The following is a 21,954-nucleotide window of genomic DNA, read 5'->3' as shown; positions in this document are numbered from 1 at the left end:
AAGACTCCCACTTTTATACCCGATATGGTATAAAAGTGGGAGCACAGTATTTATTTATACCCCAACGGGTATACTTTTACATATCTTGTCTGATCGTATCTACTACTCTCCTGATATCTTCATCCGTCAATGTCGGTCCTGAAGGCAGACAAAGGCCGATATCAAATAAGTGTTCACTCGTACCGTTTCCATAGAATGGAGCATCTACAAATACAGGCTGAAGATGCATAGGCTTCCATAACGGACGAGTCTCTATATTCTCGGCATCCAGTTTCAAACGAATGTCCTCACGAGTCTTACCGGCAACACTCGGATCAACCAGGATACAAGTTAACCAGAAATTTGAATCAAACCTCCCATCAGGGTTTTGAAGAACCGTTATACCGGGAACGTCCTTAAGCAACTCCGTATAAAGAGTATGTATAGCCCGTCTTCGGGCAACATGTTCATCGAGGACAAACATCTGCCCACGACCGATACCCGCACAAATATTACTCATCCGATAGTTGTAACCGATGTGGGTATGCTGATAATGTGGAGCGGCATCACGAGCCTGCGTAGCGTAGAACTTTGTTTGCCGGGCCTCTTCCTCCGTGCGACAAATCAGAGCCCCTCCACCGGAAGTGGTAATCATCTTATTCCCATTGAAAGAAAGCGCTGCCAGTTCGCCAAAGGTTCCACATCTCTGTCCGTTCAATTCCGAACCCAACGCCTCGGCAGCATCTTCCAGAACCGGAATCCCATAACGACCGGCAATCTCCATGATCTCGTCCATCTTGGCAGGCATACCATAAAGGTGAACCGGAATAATCGCTTTCGGAAGCTTACCCGTCTTGCGCAAACGGTCCTTTATGGCCTCCTCAAGCAATACCGGATCCATATTCCACGTATCCTTCTCACTGTCAACAAAAACAGGTTTGGCCTCCAGATAAGAAATCGGATTGGCAGAGGCGGCAAAAGTAAAACTTTGGCAGATCACTTCATCACCGGGTTTTACATCCAGAAGAATCAAGCCCAAGTGAAGTGCAGCCGTTCCAGCACTCAAGGCCACCACATGGCGGTCTTCATGTAAGTATTCGGCCAAAGATTGCTCAAAAGCATCCACGTTAGGCCCCAAAGGCACAACCCAGTTCGTATCAAAGGCCTCTTTTATAAAGTCTTGCTCACGGCCACCCATGTGAGCAAGCGAAAGCCAGATTCGCTTATTCATAACGAAATTATCTATGTTTATTGTAAGCACTCAATTTAGGGCATACCCCTTTGAAAGAACACATTACTGTGCCCTAAACTGAGTTTTGTTAATAAATTAGTTTTGAATTTAACATTGGCTTGGAGCCAAAGTGATTTTATCAGGAACCATGTTAACATAATCCCTGCATCCGTTAAAGATATTTTTGAAAAAAGTTCCGATGAAGTTCCAAATAGAACTACCATGAAGCTTTGCCGTTCCAATCACACTGCGATATGTAGCAGCCATTTCAGCACCAGCTCACTACCGTAATGAAGTGAATTGTTTCGTTGAGTAGTCAGCTTTCGAATGGTGCGCTCAGCAAGACTGTTGTCTATCGGAAGTTCCCCATCATCTAAGAAAGCAAATATCTCTTTCCAGAATCGATTCAGATAATTAAGAGCTTCAATATAATACTGACTTCTATATTCTGAATCCTTTGATAGCTCACTATCCAACACCACAGCTTTACATAATTATAAAAATTTGTTCACAGCGAAGATAGACCTTTCAATCAATAGCCAATTTTTGACTGCTTACAATTATGCGATTTCCTCACATAGTGGGGAATAAAAAGAAAAGAAAGAAGCTTATAAATCTTTTCCAAGTATTGTGTAAATAATGATTTTGATGTCATTCCAGAAGGACCAATTATCCAAATATTCTATATTGATTCTCACTTTATCAGGGAACAGTACTTCATCATTATATTTTTGAGGGTTTTCCTGTTCTGCCAGAAGTTCTTCTTCATCCCTATATTTCAGGCTGGCCGGTCCAGTGATTCCTGGTTTCAGCAGGAGCATTCTTCTATCATCACCTTCTAATTTGTCCGCATAACCGGGAACATCAGGACGTGGACCGACAAAACTCATATCACCTATCAATACATTCCATAATTCCAGCAATTCATCCAACTTATATTTCCGTAACTTGGCCCCCAAAGGGGTAATACGGTTTTCTCCTCTTACAGAAACGGAACTTCCCGAATGGCTGACAGTCATAGATCGGAATTTGTACATGGTAAACAATTTCCCGTGTCGTCCGACCCTTCTCTGCTTGAATATCACAGGACCACCGGGCATCTTGATGCGGATCAGAATACCAACTATAATCAAAATAGGAAACAAGAAAATTAGACCGAAAAACGAAGCGGTACGGTCAAAAATGGATTTTAGGAACATGTACTTATAATATCTACTGAACCTTACTTATTTCTTTGGCAGGAACACCAACCACTACAGAATTATCTGCAACAGATTTATTTACCAAACTGCATGCTCCCACAACGGCATTTCTTCCAATTACTATCCCATCATCACTACGGGCAATTATAGAAGAGTTCATACCAATATAAGCACCATCTCTTATAACCAATTTGTTATGACCTTGCTTTCGACCATGACAAGCAAAGAATACTCCATAAGAAATAATTACATCATCACCTATTTCAATCAAATCATAACACATGTCATCCAAATAACAACGCATTCCGATAAAGGTGTTTTTACCTATTTTATAACCGCACCATCTATAGCATTGTACTCTCAAATTAGAAAAAGGAATGGTAGGTATCAATACTGCTGAAAACCATTTCCTTATTGGCTTTAAAATTATTGTCAATAAAGAATAGTAACAATAGTAAGGAGGAGGTTCCTTATAAACTTTACGCCATAAGTAAGAGTAAAAGGTCTCTTTACGTATATTAGTCATCATTCAAATTCTTTTTAATACAGCATGCAACACATACCCACAAAAACAATACATCGCATATAAAACAGACAATCCCTCAATCTTTCGATATACTTTCCAGACATCCTTTGCGGCTTTCCATTTTTTTGCAGTATTGGAAGTTGAAACCAAGCGATAGCCTGCCAAAGTCTCCTTCATGCCATATGCTTTAAATCCTCGCTTCATAATCAACAGCCACAAGGCCATATCGTGGCTGCTTTTTATTAAAGGCATTCTAAAGTCACCGGTCTGTTTCCTGTCAATTATTACTGTCAGACAGCCAATTATCGTATTTCGCAAGTATTGATGATAAGTCAAAGAAGTAGGAACTCTCACAATATTCCCTATTTTTCTTCCATCCTCTTCCATCACATAATAATTAGAAAATGTAAAAGCGTAAGAATTTTCTTCCATAAAAGCCAACTGCTTCTTCAATTTATCCTCCTCCCACACATCGTCACTATCCAAAAAAGCGATATATTGCCCTTTTGCCTGTCCTATAGCAACATTCCGGGCAGCGGCTGCCCCTACATTCTTTTCTAACGGAAACAACCTGACCCTTTTGTCTATATCAACAAACTTCTGTGCTATCCTTACAGAATTATCCATTGAACAGTCATCCACTATTAATAACTCCCAGTTCGAATATGCCTGTAAAAAAACAGAATTAATACTTTCAGCAATAAACCGTGAAGCATTATACGATGGCATTATTATAGATACCAGCCCCTCTGTCATAACAATTATCCTATTTTTAAGTAAGCAATACCTCCCAATTCCGAGGCACTAAATACATTTCTTCCGTCTATCAGTACCTGCATTTCTTTCATAGCCTTCTTTGTGACTCCCCAGCTTGGCATGCGGAACTTTTTCCATTCTGTTACATGAAAAATATCATCCGCATCAATCACTGTATCATACATATTCTTCCCGTATGAGATCACACCCCAATACGTCGTTTACATTCATCCATTGCCACCGGAACGTATGCACAAATCTCACAGCCTTCTTTCAACAGACTATCAATCAACACCAATGCTGGTGCCTCTCGTATGTCATCAGCTTCAGGCTTGAAAGCAAGTCTCCAAATAGCTACCTTTTCCCTTTTATATCCCCATTAAAATAATTCTCAAATTCCTCAAATAAAATATTCTTTTGACTTTCATTCACTGCTTCCACTGCATTCAGTACCCTCATATCATATCCGTTCTTCACAGCAGTTTTTATTAAAGCCTTCACATCTTTCGGAAAGCAAGAACCACCATAAGCACAACCTAGGTATAAAAATTTACGACCTATACGGCTATCCGCACCATATTTACATTTGCCCCTACTAACTCACATAAATTAGCAATGTCATTCATGAAACTAATACGGGTAGCCAACGTTGAATTAGCTGCATATTTATCCATTTCAGCCGAGGAAATATCCATAAAATCACACCGGAATTATTCAATAGTCCATAATTATTTTCGCTACCATACAACGAACTTGGTATAATTTGCTCCTGACTCTTGGTAGAATTCCTCCAAATCCATACCATTGGTACAAAGCTCGTAAAGAGTTTGCACTTTCTTGAAATTTGTTTTGTAATTTAGCATTTTCCTTATTCTTTTAGGTTATGACGCAAAGGTACTGCACTTTTACCTATCAAAAAAAGGTGGTAAGTGGGGACATTTACGAAGCGATTGAGTTCTTATCTATCTTTCGCTTCGATAATCACTGTTCCAGACTCAAGTACTTCGAGCGAATACCATTGACCAGCAGATATCTGAATGGTATTTCTATTATTTCCTTAATTTTCGTGAAACATCTCAACCAGTTTCTGTTAAATACAAGTTCTTATTTTACCCACCCAAAACTCTTTAATTCATGAGCAAATATCTTGCTATATTCATAGGCTCCTTTCTCGTTCATGTGTGAATTATCTTGAAAATAAAGATAATTACCGCAAAACCCCTTTTCCTTAATATGTGATATAAAGGGAACACCGTATTTCGTTGCAATTCTACGAGCCTCATCATAATAACAAGATTCTAATGGTATGTACATTGGACTAACGACAAAAAGAAAGGGAATATCAAGGTCTCTACATTCTTGTACCATTTCTTCTAATAAAATAGACTTTTTCAAATCTACAACAGGCGGAGTGGTGTCTAGTTTAAAAGTTGTACCTTGTTTCATTGTTGTATGCAAAGGTGCAAATCCCTTAAGGTTGTCTCTATATGTTATATTATCCAATAGATATGCGATAGATGCAGAGTTTTCTTTATACAGATTAGACCTGAGGGTTAAACGGGTATTTTTATCTACAAACCGATCAACAATGTTTTTAACATTGGGTTCGGCATAATAAGGTTTCAAATATCTTAAATACTGCGTATAACTAATATCCATCAAGTAGTCATATCCTGGTGTTACTTCATATATAACCAGTTTTGGGTTATATCTAGAAAGAATCATCTTTAACCTTGCAGCAGCAAGAATGGACCCATTACCTTCTTCTCCGCAATTATAACAACTCATTTGAGTAGAATCTTCAATCACTGTAGGCATGTAGTGATGAATAGCACGCGATGATCCTAAAATAATTATATCATCAGTACATTCTTTCATAATATGATAGTTGTTCTGGGTACTCCCTCCTTTTGCGTTTTTTTTAAGTGTATCGAAAACGAGCCCAGAAAAAAAGTCTATGAAAACAAAAAGAAAGACAAAAGAAATTGCTTTTATAATAAACTTTTTCATTAACGTTAGAAACTTACATATATAAACTGAGAATTATCATGTACACCAAACAGCACAAAGCCTAAAGCAAGGAATAAATAAGTCGCCCATCTTATCACAACATATTCTTCTGCCTTTCTTAAAAATAATGGGCAATACTCTTGTATGAATTCAAATATTATTAAAGGAATCAAACCCAACACAAGATATGCCAGCATTACAACTCCAACCATATTAAAATCGAAATGACAAAATGAAGATAATATTTTCTTAATAAAAGCCATAGAATCAGACAATGATGGCATTCGAAAGAAAATCCATGCAAAATTAACCAGTAAGAAAGTAACAATTATTCTACAAAATCTCAATAATGTGAGATGATGCTTTATTTGTTTCAACTCTTTCTTAATTATATCACCAAACAATGCTTTTTCCATAATCTGGAATAGACCATGAAGCGCACCCCATACTATGAATGTCCAATTTGCACCATGCCAAAGTCCAGACACAAAAAAAGTAACTAAAATATTAAAATAGTTTCTTATTTTGGAACAACGACTTCCGCCTAGATTTATGTATATATGAGATGTTAGCCACCTTGTTAATGAAATATGCCATCTTCTCCAAAACTCAGTTACAGAAGCTGCCAAATAAGGCCTTTTAAAATTATTTACAATTTTAAAACCTAATAAACTAGCAACACCTACTGCCATAAACGAATAGCCAGCAAAATCCGCATATATCTGTAATGTATAAAGGATACTAGCTAACAGACAATTGATAGCAGGGAAACTATCTATTGCCGAATATACAGAATCTACGTAAATACCTGCTCTATCTGCGATTACGGATTTTATAAATAGCCCCCACAAGAGAAAAAGTAAGCCATGACGAGCTTGTATATAATCAAACTTCTGTTTCTTTTTGAATTGAGGCAAAATATCTTTTGCAGTGCTGATTGGCCCAGATGTGATTTGAGGGAAGAAACTTACAAAAAGTGCATAATCTAGGAAATTCTTTTCAATTGGAACACGCTTGTGGTAAACATCCAGCAAGTAACCAACGGCTTGGAAGGTAAAAAATGAAATGCCTACAGGTATAGCCCAGTTGAGCCCTGGTAATTCGAAGTGCAAGCCAGCAGATTCTAGTAAGGAGGTAATACTGTAATTAAGGAAATTATAATACTTATAAACCAACAATGGGAGCAAACCCAAAATAGCAAAGCACCAGCAAAGTGCCTTCTTACGCTTTGAACTATAATCATCTAAACCGTAATCCTCTTGCACAAGAACTGCCCCCCCCATATAGGTAATAGCAGTAACTCCAAACAATACTAGAGCAAACGATGGTTTCCAATTAAGGTATAGTAGATAGCTTACTAATAATAGAAAAATATTCCTTATCCGTATCAATTGAGTGGGTACCAGCCAATATAGTATGAAAATAACGAGAAATACAACAGCAAATCCGAAAGTGTTTATCAACATAATTTATTATCTTCGAGAAATTTATGGTATACAGATAATGTTTGTCTAGCGGCATTATCCCAAGAATATAGTTTTTTTAATCGTGACAAATGTTTTCGCATCTCCATTTCCGGCAAATCTTGATTAATGTATTCTTGGATCCTATGCTTTAACGATTCGGCATCATTTGTCTTGAAAAAGAAACTCTTCGCAATAGCATCATCTATATCTACTGACAATGTTTCAACAAATGATGGCAAATCTGCACAAATAACTAATTTCTCAAAATATATACTCAACAGTAATACTCCACTTTGAGATATGGCACGATATGGCAGAACAATGATATCAGCCTGTTGGATTCTCGTATGCAACACTGTTTCCTCAAGAAAATAAGGCGTCCAGTTTGCCATATTGAATGTATCTTTTCTATCTATTTCCTCCTTGTATCTTGCACTCACCTGCCCAATTAGTTCCAATTCTATTTTATCTCTGTACTCTTTACCAAGAAGATTAACCGCTTCCACCAATAAATCTGTACCTTTGTAATATGAATGCAGCCCAAACTGTAAAATTTTTATCTTGCAATTATTCCCGTCACCAATATAACTATAACCAGAATTAGGTACAAAAACGCCATGCCAGCAAACGTTTGTTTTGTTATAATCAATTCTAAATGTTGCACATAATTCTTTTCTACTTACTTCCGTATGTACAATAAATGAATCCAAATACTTTGACACGGTCATGAATCTTTTTTCATACGATTTCTTTTGAGTATTGCTTATATTGTGAGGATACAAATTATGGACTGTTAATACGAAAGACGTATTCGGACTTAATATTTTCATTATCTTTAACACATATCGCTCAACTCCACAAAATTCCAAAAATGGAAGCCATTGAAAATGTAAAATATCAGGATGTTTAACGATTACAACACTAATGACAATCAAGTAATTAACTAATCCCTCAAACAATTTCAGAAGTCGTTTGATTTTGCTTGTACTACTTTTATATTTTTTAGGTATAAGACAAGCCAAACCCTCGGAGGGAAGCAATAAACGGCAATCAAAAGGCAAGGCTTTCAAAGCATTATAAAGAGCCTCATCGTATAGAGGCACTTTACCTGACAAATCTACAATATATGCCATATTATCTAGGAGGAGCTAATTTCCTTTTTTTAAAGCTTAGAAAGAATTTATAAATATTATCTAAGCATTTCTCAATCAAATTATAAAATGTAGGATACTTCATGTCTATAGAACGAATTCCAGAATACATTCTTGATCGCATCCTTTTTACTTCCCCTCCTGTTATAATCTCATTTATAGGGGATACATATCTTACAGGATTTTGTAGAATACTTTCAATTTCAAGTGTTATAATCGGATTATCCTTTAAGCTGTAAAAAAACTCTTTTTTAAGCAAAGGGAAATCAAAAAAACGATCATATAAATAATGAAATATCTTTGCTTCACGAATGTAACAGAAACAATACCTTCCCTGACAGTTCCATTTACCATCCAGAACATGAATCGGGTTATTGAATTCTTTATTGACACAAGCTAAAGACGGCTGATCAAAATAAACGTTTCGCCCCACACCTTGTTTCCAACGTTTTAACCAAGATGCGAAGAACTCTCGATTAAATAAAGTATCTTTTACTAGCATTACTCCGCTATTAAAATACTCATCTGAATTATGCGGATTCCCACCTAATCGTCTCATCGTTTCAATATGATTTACTCGCCCAAAATCATCCTTAAAAGGCCTATTTCGCTCGTAAACAGCAGCTAAGTCATACTCGCATCTATCGATATCACTCAGATCACCAAGGATAATTGTATCCGTATCAATATATAGGAAATCACCATCTACATAGTTACGCATATTAGTTTTTAATATACGAGATTTCTCTTTATTACTCAGATTTTGGTCTAGGTCTATCACAACTGGCTCTGAAATAAGAGAAAGGAGTACTGCTCGCTTATCTTTCAGACCATAATATGTTAGATTATCCATTAAAACTGTAATATTTGTTGAGCCATTTGTACGAAGAAGTGATTGTATCGATAGAAACGTTTGTTCCCAAAAAATATCATTTTCATTGCTTACAAGCACATATAATACTTTTGTTCTCATATGATGTAATATTAAAAACCATAATGGTCATAACCACGTCCAAAAAGCCAAGTTTTATAAGGTAAGACTCTATTGGTTTCCGCAGCGAACTGATTTAGCAATAACAAAAAAAGCACAAAGCTAGCAACATAAAGCATAATTTTGAATTCTTTTCTCTTACCGAGAGACGGTATACTTTCTATTACACGTGGAAAGAAAAGCATAACCGTAGCATTCATATAGAATCCGATGCGGGATATTGCAGGAAGCCAGAAAACGCCCAAATATAGAATCAAGGCTCCCACATTTAAATTAAAATATAATTTACTTAACTCATCATCCTTTAGGTATTTTCGGAACTTAACATATACACCAATAACGGCAAGAGCCTTAAGTACATTTAAAATCGAGATTCTGCCTGTATCATAAACGCTATCCTCATAGCTTTCATAGAATAGAAAAGCATAGGATCTTAATAAAGGTTGCAAGGAAATCAATAAAATAATAAACAGACAAATAGGCAGTATATGCTTTTTCGTTAGTGTTATCTTATTTGCTAAATAATAAATAGGAATACAAACAACAGCACTTTTATGAATAGTTGCAGACAGCAGAACTATTATTATAAACCATATGTATTTTCTTTTTATTATAAGAGGCAATGTACATAGAACTACGGCTAAAGCAAAATAATTTCTGATTGTATTAAACGTTATAAAATAATATCCCCATGTCAGGAATATGTAGACACTCATAAATTTATTTGTGCTCTGTCTCCAAATAGCCAATAAGTAAAAAAAGACTGTCAAAACGGCAAAAACGATTATTACAAAGCGAGGATTGGTATCATATCTTTCCAAGAATAAAACAACCCATTGAAAACCAGGCTCCATATACGTTAGTTTACCCATTTGGATACGTTCAATATGGAGGATATAGCTATTATAGTCGCATCCACAATCGTCTCGGATAGCTGAAAAAAAAGCGAGAATTAAAAAAGATACAAAAAAACCACTTGCCCGTTTATATGATTTTTTTTTACAAGCTAATAATCTTTGTTCTCCTCTAGTTGCTATATGTAGATAAAAGCAAACTACAAACAAAAGAGCTATATAAATCATTGTTTATATTGGTATGGGGTTAGTTCCATATACATAGAACAAAGTCTTTCGGAAACATTTGACCATGAACATAAAAGACGAACTATAGGTTTATTTTTGGCTGCACAATCTTTTTTATTCTTAATGTCACTAATTACACTAGTTAAATTTCTCGTTAGCTGAGACTTCGATGTTTCCGTGTAATCTATACCATATTCTGATTTTAAGAACTTATAGGGCAACCATTCGCCAATTATAATAATATTTCCTGTGTAGAAATACTCCATAGTAGAAGATGAAAAAGAATCAGATATTTGCATATTTATATAAATATCTGAATTCATACGCAATAATGCCAATTCTTCTAAACTTAACAAACGTGTCATACAAGTATAACTGAAGTTCACAGAATCAAGTTCTTTCTCAACATCTGCCCTAACAGAATCGTCTGATGCATATGTCATAGGAAAGACAACATGTATTTTTTCTTTAACAGAATCATCAAGCATTTCTAACGCTCGAATCATCAATTCATGCTGCTGTCCTTTACGGGCATTATATCCACAGGTGATTATTATTTTGCCATCAACATTGCAACCATAAAATTTATTTCTATCTATACTTTTCCTTGTATTAACAAGTTCATCTATTTGATTAAACAACCCTATACCATAATTGCATACCTTTATCTTGGTTTTATAATCATTATAATAATTAAGGAAATCATTTTTTACATTTATAGTCTCCAGATGGATAGCATCTATTAAATCAATATATTTTCTTCTTCTTTCCTTTGTTGAATCACTCACACGATAGAAATCAGACCCCCAAAAAGAGATTACTTGCTTTATCCCAACATTTTTCCCATATACAATTAATTTATCATAAATAACATCAGAATAGAAATTATAATCTACAACATCAAAGTCCCCAAAAATAGAACCTATTGATTTAGATAGAAGATAGTATGAGTGGAACACAATTTTTTGAGCAATTGGAGAATGCATAATTAGGCGCCACCGTTCAAGATGGTTTATAACTGTTCTAAACTCAGCACTATCTAACGTGTAATAATCCCAAGTATTCTTATTTAAGGCAAAAGTTTTTATCCCCTTAAAATGCAAATTATCAACACACCCCTTAATCAATGAAGCCTGGTTCTCCGTTGGATACAATATTAAGACTTTCATCCTATCTAACATTAATCATTCGCAAATACTCAGGCCATTCACCCATATCTCTCCATGCGTGTTCGCTTACAGGGAAGCAACCGACACGACCTCCACGCGCCTTCACCTTCTCCATGAGATGGGTGATGTGGAAAAACTCGCCTTCAGGAATTTCATCAATCAATTCCGGATTGAGGATATACACACCAGTATTGATCATATAGGTCTGCTCGGGTTTCTCCTTCAGCCCTGTCATAAGGCCATTCTCTCCGGTCTCAATCACACCGTAAGGGATGCGGATGCTCTTGACTGCAGTAACTATGGTAATATCATTGTTGTTTTGCTGATGGTACTCATATACGTCACGATAGTCCTGATCAATAACTATATCACAATTGCTGACAAAGAAAGGTTTGGTAATCTTCCCCTTCAAAAGTGATACACTACCGATAGTCCCTAGAGGTTTAGTTTCCTCGAATAACTCGATGTTATACTTGTGGTCGAGTTGGTCAAGGTAGAAACGCATCATGTCGCTCTTGTAATTAACTGACATGTAGAATTGCTTGCTGCCAATACTCTCAAACTGATCCATGATTTCCTCTAGGATAGTTTTGTCTCCAATTGGAATCAGAGGCTTAGGGATTACATTAGTTATAGGTTTTAGACGTGTACCTTTGCCTCCTGCCATGATGACTACAGAAAGCTCTATCTTCTCACGATTTTCAGCGATTGTAGTTTCTGTGAAGACATCATGCCAGAACAATATATCTACAATTTCGCCATTGTCATTCAGCACAGGCATACAGTCGATGAGCTCTGCCATCATGACCTCCTTGATATGCTCTATCGAATCTTTATCAGAAGCATAGATTTTATTTCTATCCAATATGGTTGAAACAGCATCAGTAAGGGTTGAATGACGGATGATTGCACGCTGTATGTCACCAATGGTCAAGATACAATCAAACTTATCTCCGTCAAAGACGAAGACAAGTTTGGTGCGATGACCATCCATTTTTCTCAATGCAGAAATAATGGTGTCATTGACGCTTATTATTTTATTTTGAATCTTAGATGTATTATTCATGGAAATCCTCTTTCCTATTTCTTACAGTCTTACACTTGACGGAATATTAACCACACGATCGGCAAACCAGATGGTGTTCTTGAGGCCATCGTTCTCGCAATGCTCGAACATTGGCAAACGGGTCATGAGCTCCCAAATAGGACGGGTCATGACCTTGTTGTCATTGGTCTGCTGCAGGAAGTCAAGTTGTGCTTCCTTGTCCTTGAGGATCACTACGTTGAGCCAGTAGTTTGAGAAGCAGTTCTCTGGTTCGTTGAAGAACTCAATATCGTCCACATTCTTGAAGAACTCAGCGTATGCCGCTGCCACTGCACGTTTGTCGGCAATGTAAACATCAAGGTTCTCCAACTGAGCGCAACCAAGGGCTGCATTGATATTAGGCATACGGTAGTTGTAGCCGATGTGGTCGTGGCGGAACTCCCAACGATGTGGTACCTTAGCTTGAGTGGTGATGTGCTTGGCATACGCACCCAACTCCTCGTCATTGAATAGCATCATACCGCCACCACCAGTGGTGATGGTCTTGTTGCCGTTGAACGAAACTGCAGCTACCTTGCCGAATGTACCGGTGTGCTTGCCATTGTAGAGCGAACCGATAGACTCGGCTGCATCCTCCACAAGTTGAATGTGATACTCCTCGCAAACAGCTGCCAGTTCCTCTATGCGGACAGGATGTCCGAAAGTGTGCATAGGTACACAAGCCTTCACTCTGCGACCAGTGTTCTTGTTGTAACACTGGCCATTGCGAATCTCTGCATTCTTGGCAAACCACTTCTTGATAGCATCAGGCGAGAGTCCCATGGTGCTCTTATCGACATCAATGAACACTGGGTGCGCACCAATGTACGAGAGGGCGTTGCAGGTGGCAATGAAGGTAAGCGCTTGAGTGAGCACCTCATCGTCACGCTCCACGCCCGAGAGCATAAGCGCCATGTGGAGGGCATTGGTACCACTTACACAAACAACTGCACGCTTACATCCAGTGTAGCGAGCCATATCATCCTCAAAACGATCAACAAACTTGCCCACTGACGACACGAAAGTGGTGTCAATACACTCTTCGAGATACTTCTTCTCGTTACCAATGAACTTTGGAACGGCAAGGGGTGTGAATTCCTGGTTGCCGTAAAGATCTTTTATGAAGTTAATTATTTTACTATAGCCTGCCATAATGATTACATTTTCTGATCCAAATTTTTACCTTTCTCCTCGTGTTCAAAGTTAGGGATGAAGCCCTTGATTGCGGTTACGATTTCTGCCTTTGTGAAGTCGTCCTTGTGGAAGATACCCTCTAATTCAGTGAAAAACTCATTGACCTCATTCATCGGTCTGCGGGTGCTTTCGCACACCACACCAAGGCTAGTGAAGCGATCCATGTCAATCTTCTCTCCTGGTACATAGAACTCCTCGTATGCCTTCTCACCAGTGGTGTCACTCTTGAAGTAAACCACCGGATAGGTATCGGAATCGTATGGCATCTGAGCAGCAAACTTCTTTGCCTCGGCATCAGTGGTGAACTCCTTCTTGGCATAGCCTTCCTCCTCAACAAACTTGTCGCAGATGGTTGAGAAAGTCAGCATCTGTTCCTCGCCCAATTTAGGAAAAAAGATTTCTCCTGGTTTGCCTAAGATGCAAGCCAACATACAGATCTGACCGCTCTCCTCAAGCGATACAAAGTAGCGGAGAACATCGGATGGAGCAACGAGCGGCTGCTTCTTCTGGAGGCGATGTATCCAACCGTCAGGTAATGAACCGTTGGAGAAAGCCACATTGGCAAAGCGTGCGGTAGTGATCTTAAAATATTGGTTGTATGCCATCACGAGATCTTCCATAATGCGCTTGCTGGCACCCATGATGTTGACTGGATTTGCAGCCTTATCGGTTGACACACAGAAGAAGTGCTTTGGTGGATATACAGTCAACAAATCCATCAGCTTCTTTGCCTTGATATCGTTGTTCTCGATAAGCGCCTGCACAGAGTACTTATCCTTCTCGGAACGTACGTGCTTATGGGCAGAGAAGTTGGCAACGATATCAAAGCCCTTCTCATCACGGAAGATACGCTCGAAGATTGGATCGGCAAAGTTGAGAGTGTAGGTGCGGAACTCCTCAGGCACGTACATTCCGTCAATAGAACGGAGGTCGCGCGTGAGTTCGGCAAGCCCATTCTCGTTAAGGTCGATCACAACGAGCTTGGCAGGTCGGAATCGACAGATAGCACGAATGTAGCTGGAACCAATGGAACCTGCTCCACCAATGACGCATACTGACTTACCCTCAATCTCGCAGGTAAGCATCTCTCGGTTTGCCTCAATGTCATCCTCGAACATACTGTGAGGACGCATAATGACATTGTCGGCTATGAATTTGTCAAGTACAAACATTGTCTTTAACTATTTAGGAAAGAGGCAATCTTATTCACCACTTTGTATAATAGGTATTGATTATTTCTAATTAAATTTATTTGAAGCCTTGAAAAAAAACTAAAGTACACATAATTGTCAATCTCCGGGAAAAGAGTGCAACATATCTTTCTTTCATTTTTTCTCATAAGAGGATAGTACTTCAATACATGAAGTTTACCTCTCATTATTGCGTCTAAATAGCATATAGAATCAGGTTTATCTTTGAAGAATTCTGTTTGGATTTCAAATGCCTTCTTCATATCCGATACAGCTTTAATTTTTTTTTGGGCTGAATAGGAGTTAATATTTGCCGTGTTGTAATAGTATACAAAATCAGGAATATAGGTTGTTTTTTCAGAATTGTATAAAAGTCGAGGTGTAGCTACATAGTCTTCACCGTCATCCAAGCCTTCCTCAAAATATGAAAATCCTTGTTGTCTGAACAATGTCGATCTATACAATTTTCCCCACAACGCTACATGCTTCTCTATGCTTAAGCTTTTACATATGTCGTCTATTTTATCTTTCGGAAGCTCTCTAAATACCTTTTCCGGCTGAATATCTCTTGCATCATTAAAAAAGTTACCAATTACTACATCTGAATTTTCCTCAATGGCGCTTTTGATAAGGATTCCTATAGCATGAATAGGTAAATAATCGTCCGAATCAACAAATGTAATAAACTCTCCTGTTGCATTCTTTAATGCTGTTATTCTACTCGCTGCTAAACCGCCATTTTTCTCATGGTTTATTATCTTGATAAATTCCTTTTTTTCTTCATATTCTTTAATAAGTTTGTTCAAGATGACCATACTGCTATCCTTAGTACAATCATTTACAAATATATATTCAATATTTGTAAATGATTGTTCGAGCAAGGATCTTACACATCTTTCTATATATTTCTCAACTCCGTATATAGGTACTAAGATTGAAACCTTTATATTTTTAGCTTCCATCGCAAATATTGTTGTTTACAACTATTTCCTTATCTTATTTTTTATAAAATCAACTATTCCAATTCTGTCATCAAGGTATTTAATGGAATAAATCAATAACAATGAAAGAATAATGATTTGCAACAAAAAGGAAACCATGATATTTTCTTGGAATGAGACTATAATAAGTACATAAAATAGGAAAGCAACACAAATATACTGAAGCAATAACCTTGTGCCTATCCTATATTGATACCTCCTTTTAGTTGCAAATAATATCATAATGGAATACAACAGATTAGTTACATTTACACTCAATGCTAATCCGATTAGGCCTCCATAAATATAGCCAATTAAATACGATATTAGTCTTAAAAAACTACTAAGAACTCCCTCATAAAAGAAAAAAAACTTTTTATCGCCCTTAGCAAAAGAAATATGACCAATTGGATACGAAAAAATTTGCATTAATGAACCAACGCATAATAATTTAATAACACTTACTATTATGAGAAACTCATTGGTTAGGAGAATCTTAATAATTAAATTAGAAAATACTATCATTAGTGCTAATATGGGAGTTCCTAAACCAAGCAATACTTCCGACTGTTTATTTACAGTGCTAATCATTTCTTCACGATTATTACAGACTTTTGCTAATCTAGGATAATAGTCAGCATTCATTGCTGCAAAAATTAGGGATACAGACTGGGTAGTTATATTTACAGCAGCTTGAAAAAATCCGATATCCTCTACATTGCCGAATCTTGTAATTATGGTATTGATAAAATAGTTAACTCCTGTACCTATCAAAACACTAATCGTAAGTACAATCCCCATTGAGACCATATCTTTACCCTCACGTAATGACTCTTTTATACTTAATTTAGTAGAAGGTAGTTTCATACGCTGGACTGGTATTCTTACGCAAACCATACACACTAAAGAAGTAATAATAATATTGGGTACAATACCATCAACACCCCATAAATAGTATAAACCAGCTGATACGACTAATCCAAGAATTGAATTTGTAATAGAAACTATTGCTAATGTTTTTAGTTTCCTAAAGCCCTGTAATATGGCAATATAATGTTGAAACTGCAATTGAAAAAGGACATACAAAGACAAGAACCCATAATTGATTGTATAATCATAGCACTTAAAAGACAACAGACTCAAAATCGGGCTTAAAAGCAATGTAATAACAACTCCTAATCCATAGGAAAAATAGAAGCAGTTATTAATAACGGTTAATCGATGCGCAATAAGTTTTTCATCGCCAGAGGTAGCTATTGATATATTCCTTACAGAGGAGTCTTTTAATCCAAGTCCAGCAAAGTTTTGTATAAAAACCAGGGAAGATGTGTAAAGGGAGTTTATACCCATTCCCTTGGCACCTATAAGTATGGAGACTAATTTTAATCTTATTAACCCTACCAGCACCTGGATAATCTGGGTACCACCAAATATAGCAGTTCCTTTGAATATTTCTTTATACGAGGAAGCCATTATATAAACAATAATTTAGCACGGATAATTAAAATATGTATAACCAATTTCAATCCATACCCCTTAGCATACTTTATTTGAAATCTTTTAAGAGTATCTTTTATGAGTCCACAGCCCTCGTTAACAATGTTCTTATTATTTCTATTCTTGTTATCTCCTAAAAATCTTAGCATGCTATTTATCACACCTACAGTGCTTCCACACAATCTCTTGTATTCGACAGATCTTCCATAATTCTGACCAATAAAAGGAAGCAAACCTCGAACGGTATTTATCAAATATTTTTCTCTATTAAAATTTCGCGATTTCCCGACAGAGTTTGGATTATAAAGATATAAGTAATCTGCCCTACAAAAAGCAACTTTTTTGCAATTAAGGAGAAACAACCTACTATCATATTCATCAGTAAAATCTTCGAAATTTGGATCAGCAACAGAATTATTACATAATATTTGTTTTCTCATCAAAGCACCATTTATAGCAAATTCCCACTTACCTATAGTATGTGAGACAGCTTCTTTTCCATTATAGATTTTAGTGTAATCGAAATTATCTACTGGGCACTTCATGTATATTTTATCCTCTGTATCAAGATGCACCATAGTTGTACCTACAAAATCAGCATCAGTTTCATATTGCCTATTCCAAACATTTTCTACATAATTCTCTGCTATAGAATCGTCAGAATCAACAGGAATAACGAACTCACCGTCAGCCCTATAAAAACAATTGTCTCTAGATTGTTTTACCGTAGGAACGTGTTCTATAGTATATGCTTTTATTCTTGAGTCTTCATGAGCATGTTTTTCTATAATATCCCAAGAGTTGTCTATTGAGCCATTATTTACTACAACAATTTCCAGATTTGGATACTTTTGAGCTCTCGCACTCAAAATACATTTATCTATAAATTTAGCTGTGTTATAAACAGGGATTACTATTGAAATTAAAGGTTTTTCCATTATCCTATATTTAAATTGTCTTCAACCAATCCATGGTAAATTTTGTTCCTTCAGCAAAGCTTACTTCAGGAATGAAACCACAATCGTTTTTGATCTTTTCAATAGAGAATGTGTCCAATGGCATATTTGTACCTGTGAAAGGAACATCTCCAAACAATGGTGTACTTTCAGGACCACACGCCCCTACCATCTCCAGAATGAACTCTTTCAGTGGTTTTGCATCGCCAGAACCAATCATATACTCACAATATGGCTTACCTTTATCTGCTACCAGATAGAAAGCCTTGGCTACATCTGTCACATACACAAAGTCGTAATTCTGTGTAGCCGCTGTAAACTGGAGTGGTTCACCGTTAATAATTTTACGAAGAGTCGAGTTCACGAATCTTGGTGAGAACTCGCCCACACCATAGGTATTCGTAATCATAGACCACACCAATTCAATTCCGCTATTTACGGCAACAGCCTTACACATACAATGTGCAATGTGCTTACCCATGCCATAGATATAGCCCATTCCTGGTTTGCTTCCCTGTGCATGTATAGTAGCCTCAACCTCATACTCCATGATAGAACCGGCACACACAAAACGTGCACAACCTAGTTCCTTTGCAGCCTTCATGCACTCAACAGTATTGAGTGCATTCTGCATCTGGAGTTTGTAATCAAAACGAGCATCTCCAGCAGAACCTGCCCATGCGAAATGAATAAAAGTGTCATAAACACCCTTCTCGATACCATCAAGCATATCCTTGGTATCAGAAATGTCACACTGCATGTATTTGAGATTAGGATGTTCTTCCAATCTGCGTGCTGACGGACCCCTATAAAGAGCTAGAACAGTCTTACCCTCATTCAGAAAATGCTTGACAGTATAACTTCCAACAAATCCGTCAGCACCTGTGATAATTACATTTTTCATTATGCTGCGAATTTATGTGTTGACTTAATACTGTTTAATATAGCGTATGTAGCTGAAGTCTTTTTGCAGTGTATACAATTGATTATCAACGCTTTACCTTACACACGCGACATTTGTATTATCTTCTGATAACCAATGGATTGTATTCATTATACCTGTATCAAAATTTGTTTTAATATAGTTGCCAATAGCCTCAACGAGATCTGAATTATCAAACATCTCCATTGAGTACTTGATGCCATCATCAGGACGGATACCAATACCTACCTTGTCGGCAAAACCTGCAAGTTCGCCAATGCGAAAAAGATAGTCCTTCAAAATGCGAGGATTGCCAGAACCGATGTAATAGAAAGATTTCTTGGTATCGTTTACTCCAAGGCGATAAACAGCCTCAATAAGGTCATCCACATAGATGAAGTCGTATGGTTGGAGAGCAGGACCGAAGGTTGCTTCCTTACCTGCCATCAGCTCGCCAAGGGTATAGCTTACAAGGTTACCGGTCTTATTGCCAATACCATAGATGTTTGAGAACTGCATCCAAACGAAAGGCAATCCGATATTCTTGCAATAGTCCTCAACAATCAACCGACAAGCGTGCTTTGCCACACCATACATCATACCGCCAGAAGTCTTCTCTAAGTCAGGAAGGCTATAGGTTGCATTCTCTGCCACTGTACCTGCACAGAGGAGTTTCTTTACACTCATCTGCTTGCATACATTAGCACAATCAACAGCCATCTGAATGTTGACAAGCTGAACCGTCGGATCTGCCTTTTCTGCACCATTCACACCCCTCCAAGCAAGGTGGTAGAATGCGTCATACTCACCAACAGGAATCTTGTCTGCAAGGGTTGCGTCAACACCAGACTCTATCTTTGTAATGAAACCTGATTCTGGCAATCGTGGAAGTGCAAAGCTCATATCCACAGCCAAGACCTTGACACCTTTATTAATAAGTATCTTGATAAGCGAACTGCCTATAAAGCCATTGGCTCCAGTTACTATAGTACTCTTCATTTATTAAACTAGTTACACATTGAAGTTGTACTCAATCTCGTCTATTTCCTTGCGATCGCCTTCAGATGGGGCGTGTACTTCAGGTATCAAATCCATCAACATAGATGTCTGCTCTGAATCTGCTCCTGCAAATGCCATCCACAGTCCAGGTGCTACAGTGAGACGCTGGTAGTTGCCATTTGGTGTGAGAAGCACCTCCTGGAACTCGCCCTTTGTTGTACTACCTTCACGATCATCAAAGATAACGAACTTGACAGCACCACTTACTACCACAAGGTTAAGCACATACCGATTATGACGCTTCCAACCTTTGACAGCATGAGGTTTGACCTGAGTAAAGTAAGCTTCACCAAAGCCTACAAATCCTTCGTCTGTAGCTTTGAAAGCATGCCAAAGGTCACCATTTGGCACGCTTATCTGCTTCAGCGGATGTAAAGAAACACCTTCTATCATAATGCCCACTCCAAATTCTGCTTCTTTGCAGCCTCAACATACTCGTTGATCTGCTTTTCGGTAAGTGCAAACATATCCTTGTCTTTCTCTACATAGAAGGCACGATACCACTCGGCTATGAAGTTAACGCACTCCTCATAGTGGAGGGTTGAATGCCAGTGAAGGCATGCCAAAGCCTTGTCGCAATTCAGTTTCAGGAGAGTTGCCTCCTCGAATGGAACATTGCCTGTAAGCTTTACAACCTTATCCTTGTCAAGCCCCCAGAGAGTTGCCAAATCCTGAACCAGTTCGAATACAGTCTTGGTCTGTTCTGCACGAGGGCCAAAGTTGTATGGCTCTCCATTCACGCTCTTGCCTTCAGCAAGGTACTGAGCCAAAGTAAGATATCCCGAAAGTGGTTCGAGTACATGCTGCCAAGGACGAGTAGCCTTTGGCGAACGGATCTCAACGGTCTCATCCTGTGAGAATGCCTTCACGCAATCCACAATGATGCGATCCTTTGCCCAGTCGCCACCACCGATTACGTTACCTGCACGTGTCACACCAAACTTGATGTTAGGCATCTTCTTGATGAACGAATGCCAGTAGCTCTTGATGACCAGTTCGGCAGCACCTTTCGAACCCGAATAGATGTCCTTGCCACCCATGCCGTCTGTCTCGCGATAACCCCAAATCCATTCTACATTGTTGTAAGCCTTGTCAGATGTGATGAGGATGCAGGTACAATCCCAGTCGATTTTCATAATTGCCTCACAAACAGCAGCTGTACCCACGATGTTGGTGGTCATAGTATCAAAAGGTTCACGATAGGAAGTAAGTACCAGAGCCTGAGCAGCCAAGTGGATGAGGAAGTCAGGACGAACCTCCTGCACATATGCGTTGAACTCCTCCTTGTTGCGGATGTCGCCATAATGCTGATGAATCTTCTCCTCCAACTTCAGCGTCTCGAACATTGATGGGTTGGTAGGCACACTCAGTGAGTATCCAAACACATCTGCTCCCATCATGTTGAACCAAGTTGACAACCATGATCCCTTGAAACCGGTGTTACCAGCTACCAAGACCTTCTTACCATTGAAAATGTTGTTGAATGCCATATTTTGTTTCTTTTATATA

Annotated in this window: 20 protein-coding genes and 2 pseudogenes; all 22 read right to left on the bottom strand. The window is 37.9% G+C overall.

The window, feature by feature from the left end; translation table 11 throughout:
- Nucleotides 1-76 precede the first annotated feature (76 nt).
- Nucleotides 77-1,210, bottom strand: coding sequence for a DegT/DnrJ/EryC1/StrS family aminotransferase (locus R3O62_RS08585; protein WP_250710128.1), 1,134 nt, complete (start codon nt 1,208-1,210; stop codon nt 77-79).
- A 108-nt stretch (nt 1,211-1,318) separates the two neighbouring features.
- Nucleotides 1,319-1,689: pseudogene (locus R3O62_RS08580) on the bottom strand (IS66 family transposase); the annotation flags it as partial.
- A 129-nt stretch (nt 1,690-1,818) separates the two neighbouring features.
- A complete protein-coding gene (locus R3O62_RS08575) occupies nt 1,819-2,409 on the bottom strand; it encodes a sugar transferase (RefSeq protein ID WP_005784973.1) in 591 nt (196 codons plus the stop codon).
- 13 nt (nt 2,410-2,422) lie between these two features.
- A complete protein-coding gene (locus R3O62_RS08570) occupies nt 2,423-2,941 on the bottom strand; it encodes an acyltransferase (protein WP_014298267.1) in 519 nt (172 codons plus the stop codon).
- Nucleotides 2,942-3,694, bottom strand: coding sequence for a glycosyltransferase family 2 protein (locus tag R3O62_RS08565; protein ID WP_005784969.1), 753 nt, complete (start codon nt 3,692-3,694; stop codon nt 2,942-2,944). It abuts the gene before it with no gap.
- A 5-nt stretch (nt 3,695-3,699) separates the two neighbouring features.
- Nucleotides 3,700-4,404, bottom strand: a pseudogene (locus R3O62_RS08560) (UDP binding domain-containing protein); the annotation flags it as partial.
- Nucleotides 4,405-4,798: 394 nt separating this feature from the next.
- Nucleotides 4,799-5,704 (bottom strand): hypothetical protein, encoded by a 906-nt coding sequence (locus R3O62_RS08555; RefSeq protein WP_250710127.1) that lies wholly within the window; start codon nt 5,702-5,704, stop codon nt 4,799-4,801.
- A gap of 5 nt (nt 5,705-5,709) precedes the next feature.
- Complete coding sequence (locus R3O62_RS08550; protein WP_250710126.1) at nt 5,710-7,170, bottom strand: MBOAT family O-acyltransferase; 1,461 nt, start codon at nt 7,168-7,170, stop codon at nt 5,710-5,712.
- Complete coding sequence (locus R3O62_RS08545; protein WP_220654254.1) at nt 7,164-8,303, bottom strand: glycosyltransferase; 1,140 nt, start codon at nt 8,301-8,303, stop codon at nt 7,164-7,166. Before R3O62_RS08545 ends, R3O62_RS08550 begins: the two co-directional genes overlap by 7 nt.
- Nucleotide 8,304: 1 nt before the next feature.
- Nucleotides 8,305-9,294 (bottom strand): glycosyltransferase, encoded by a 990-nt coding sequence (locus R3O62_RS08540; protein WP_250710125.1) that lies wholly within the window; start codon nt 9,292-9,294, stop codon nt 8,305-8,307.
- A gap of 11 nt (nt 9,295-9,305) precedes the next feature.
- A complete protein-coding gene (locus tag R3O62_RS08535) occupies nt 9,306-10,394 on the bottom strand; it encodes an EpsG family protein (RefSeq protein WP_269110068.1) in 1,089 nt (362 codons plus the stop codon).
- Nucleotides 10,391-11,563, bottom strand: a complete 1,173-nt coding sequence (locus R3O62_RS08530) for a glycosyltransferase (RefSeq protein ID WP_115472200.1) — start codon at nt 11,561-11,563, stop codon at nt 10,391-10,393. The genes R3O62_RS08535 and R3O62_RS08530 overlap by 4 nt, the downstream gene beginning before the upstream one ends.
- Before the next feature lies 1 nt (nt 11,564).
- Entirely contained in the window at nt 11,565-12,629 is a 1,065-nt protein-coding gene (locus R3O62_RS08525) for a sugar phosphate nucleotidyltransferase (protein WP_235331942.1), read from the bottom strand.
- Between the two features lie 21 nt (nt 12,630-12,650).
- Complete coding sequence (locus R3O62_RS08520) at nt 12,651-13,799, bottom strand: LegC family aminotransferase (protein ID WP_235331941.1); 1,149 nt, start codon at nt 13,797-13,799, stop codon at nt 12,651-12,653.
- Between the two features lie 5 nt (nt 13,800-13,804).
- Nucleotides 13,805-15,013 (bottom strand): polysaccharide biosynthesis protein, encoded by a 1,209-nt coding sequence (locus R3O62_RS08515; protein ID WP_005784941.1) that lies wholly within the window; start codon nt 15,011-15,013, stop codon nt 13,805-13,807.
- Nucleotides 15,014-15,018: 5 nt separating this feature from the next.
- The gene (locus tag R3O62_RS08510) at nt 15,019-15,993 is read right to left on the bottom strand and encodes a glycosyltransferase family 2 protein (protein ID WP_220654260.1); all 975 of its coding nucleotides are present in this window, start codon (nt 15,991-15,993) and stop codon (nt 15,019-15,021) included.
- A 21-nt stretch (nt 15,994-16,014) separates the two neighbouring features.
- On the bottom strand, nt 16,015-17,484 hold the full coding sequence (locus R3O62_RS08505; RefSeq protein ID WP_220654261.1) for an oligosaccharide flippase family protein: 1,470 nt from the start codon (nt 17,482-17,484) through the stop codon (nt 16,015-16,017).
- Nucleotides 17,484-18,446 carry a glycosyltransferase family 2 protein gene (locus R3O62_RS08500; RefSeq protein ID WP_220654262.1) on the bottom strand — a complete coding sequence of 321 codons (963 nt, stop codon included), beginning with the start codon at nt 18,444-18,446 and terminating at the stop codon, nt 17,484-17,486. The genes R3O62_RS08505 and R3O62_RS08500 overlap by 1 nt, the downstream gene beginning before the upstream one ends.
- A gap of 10 nt (nt 18,447-18,456) precedes the next feature.
- Nucleotides 18,457-19,368, bottom strand: coding sequence for an NAD-dependent epimerase/dehydratase family protein (locus R3O62_RS08495; protein ID WP_220654263.1), 912 nt, complete (start codon nt 19,366-19,368; stop codon nt 18,457-18,459).
- Nucleotides 19,369-19,461: 93 nt separating this feature from the next.
- Nucleotides 19,462-20,385: an NAD-dependent epimerase/dehydratase family protein gene (locus R3O62_RS08490; protein WP_269110067.1), complete on the bottom strand. Its 924-nt coding sequence runs from the start codon at nt 20,383-20,385 to the stop codon at nt 19,462-19,464.
- 12 nt (nt 20,386-20,397) lie between these two features.
- On the bottom strand, nt 20,398-20,838 hold the full coding sequence (locus R3O62_RS08485) for a hypothetical protein (protein WP_005784925.1): 441 nt from the start codon (nt 20,836-20,838) through the stop codon (nt 20,398-20,400).
- Nucleotides 20,835-21,935, bottom strand: a complete 1,101-nt coding sequence (gene rfbG, locus R3O62_RS08480) for a CDP-glucose 4,6-dehydratase (protein ID WP_220654265.1) — start codon at nt 21,933-21,935, stop codon at nt 20,835-20,837. Before rfbG ends, R3O62_RS08485 begins: the two co-directional genes overlap by 4 nt.
- Between the last annotated feature and the right edge of the window lie 19 nt (nt 21,936-21,954).

Origin of the sequence: Bacteroides hominis (assembly GCF_033042785.2) — a bacterium.
GTDB classification, from domain to species: Bacteria; Bacteroidota; Bacteroidia; order Bacteroidales; family Bacteroidaceae; genus Bacteroides; species Bacteroides hominis.
Note: the sequence above shows the minus strand (reverse complement) of the source record. Positions and strands in the feature narration are given on the sequence as shown.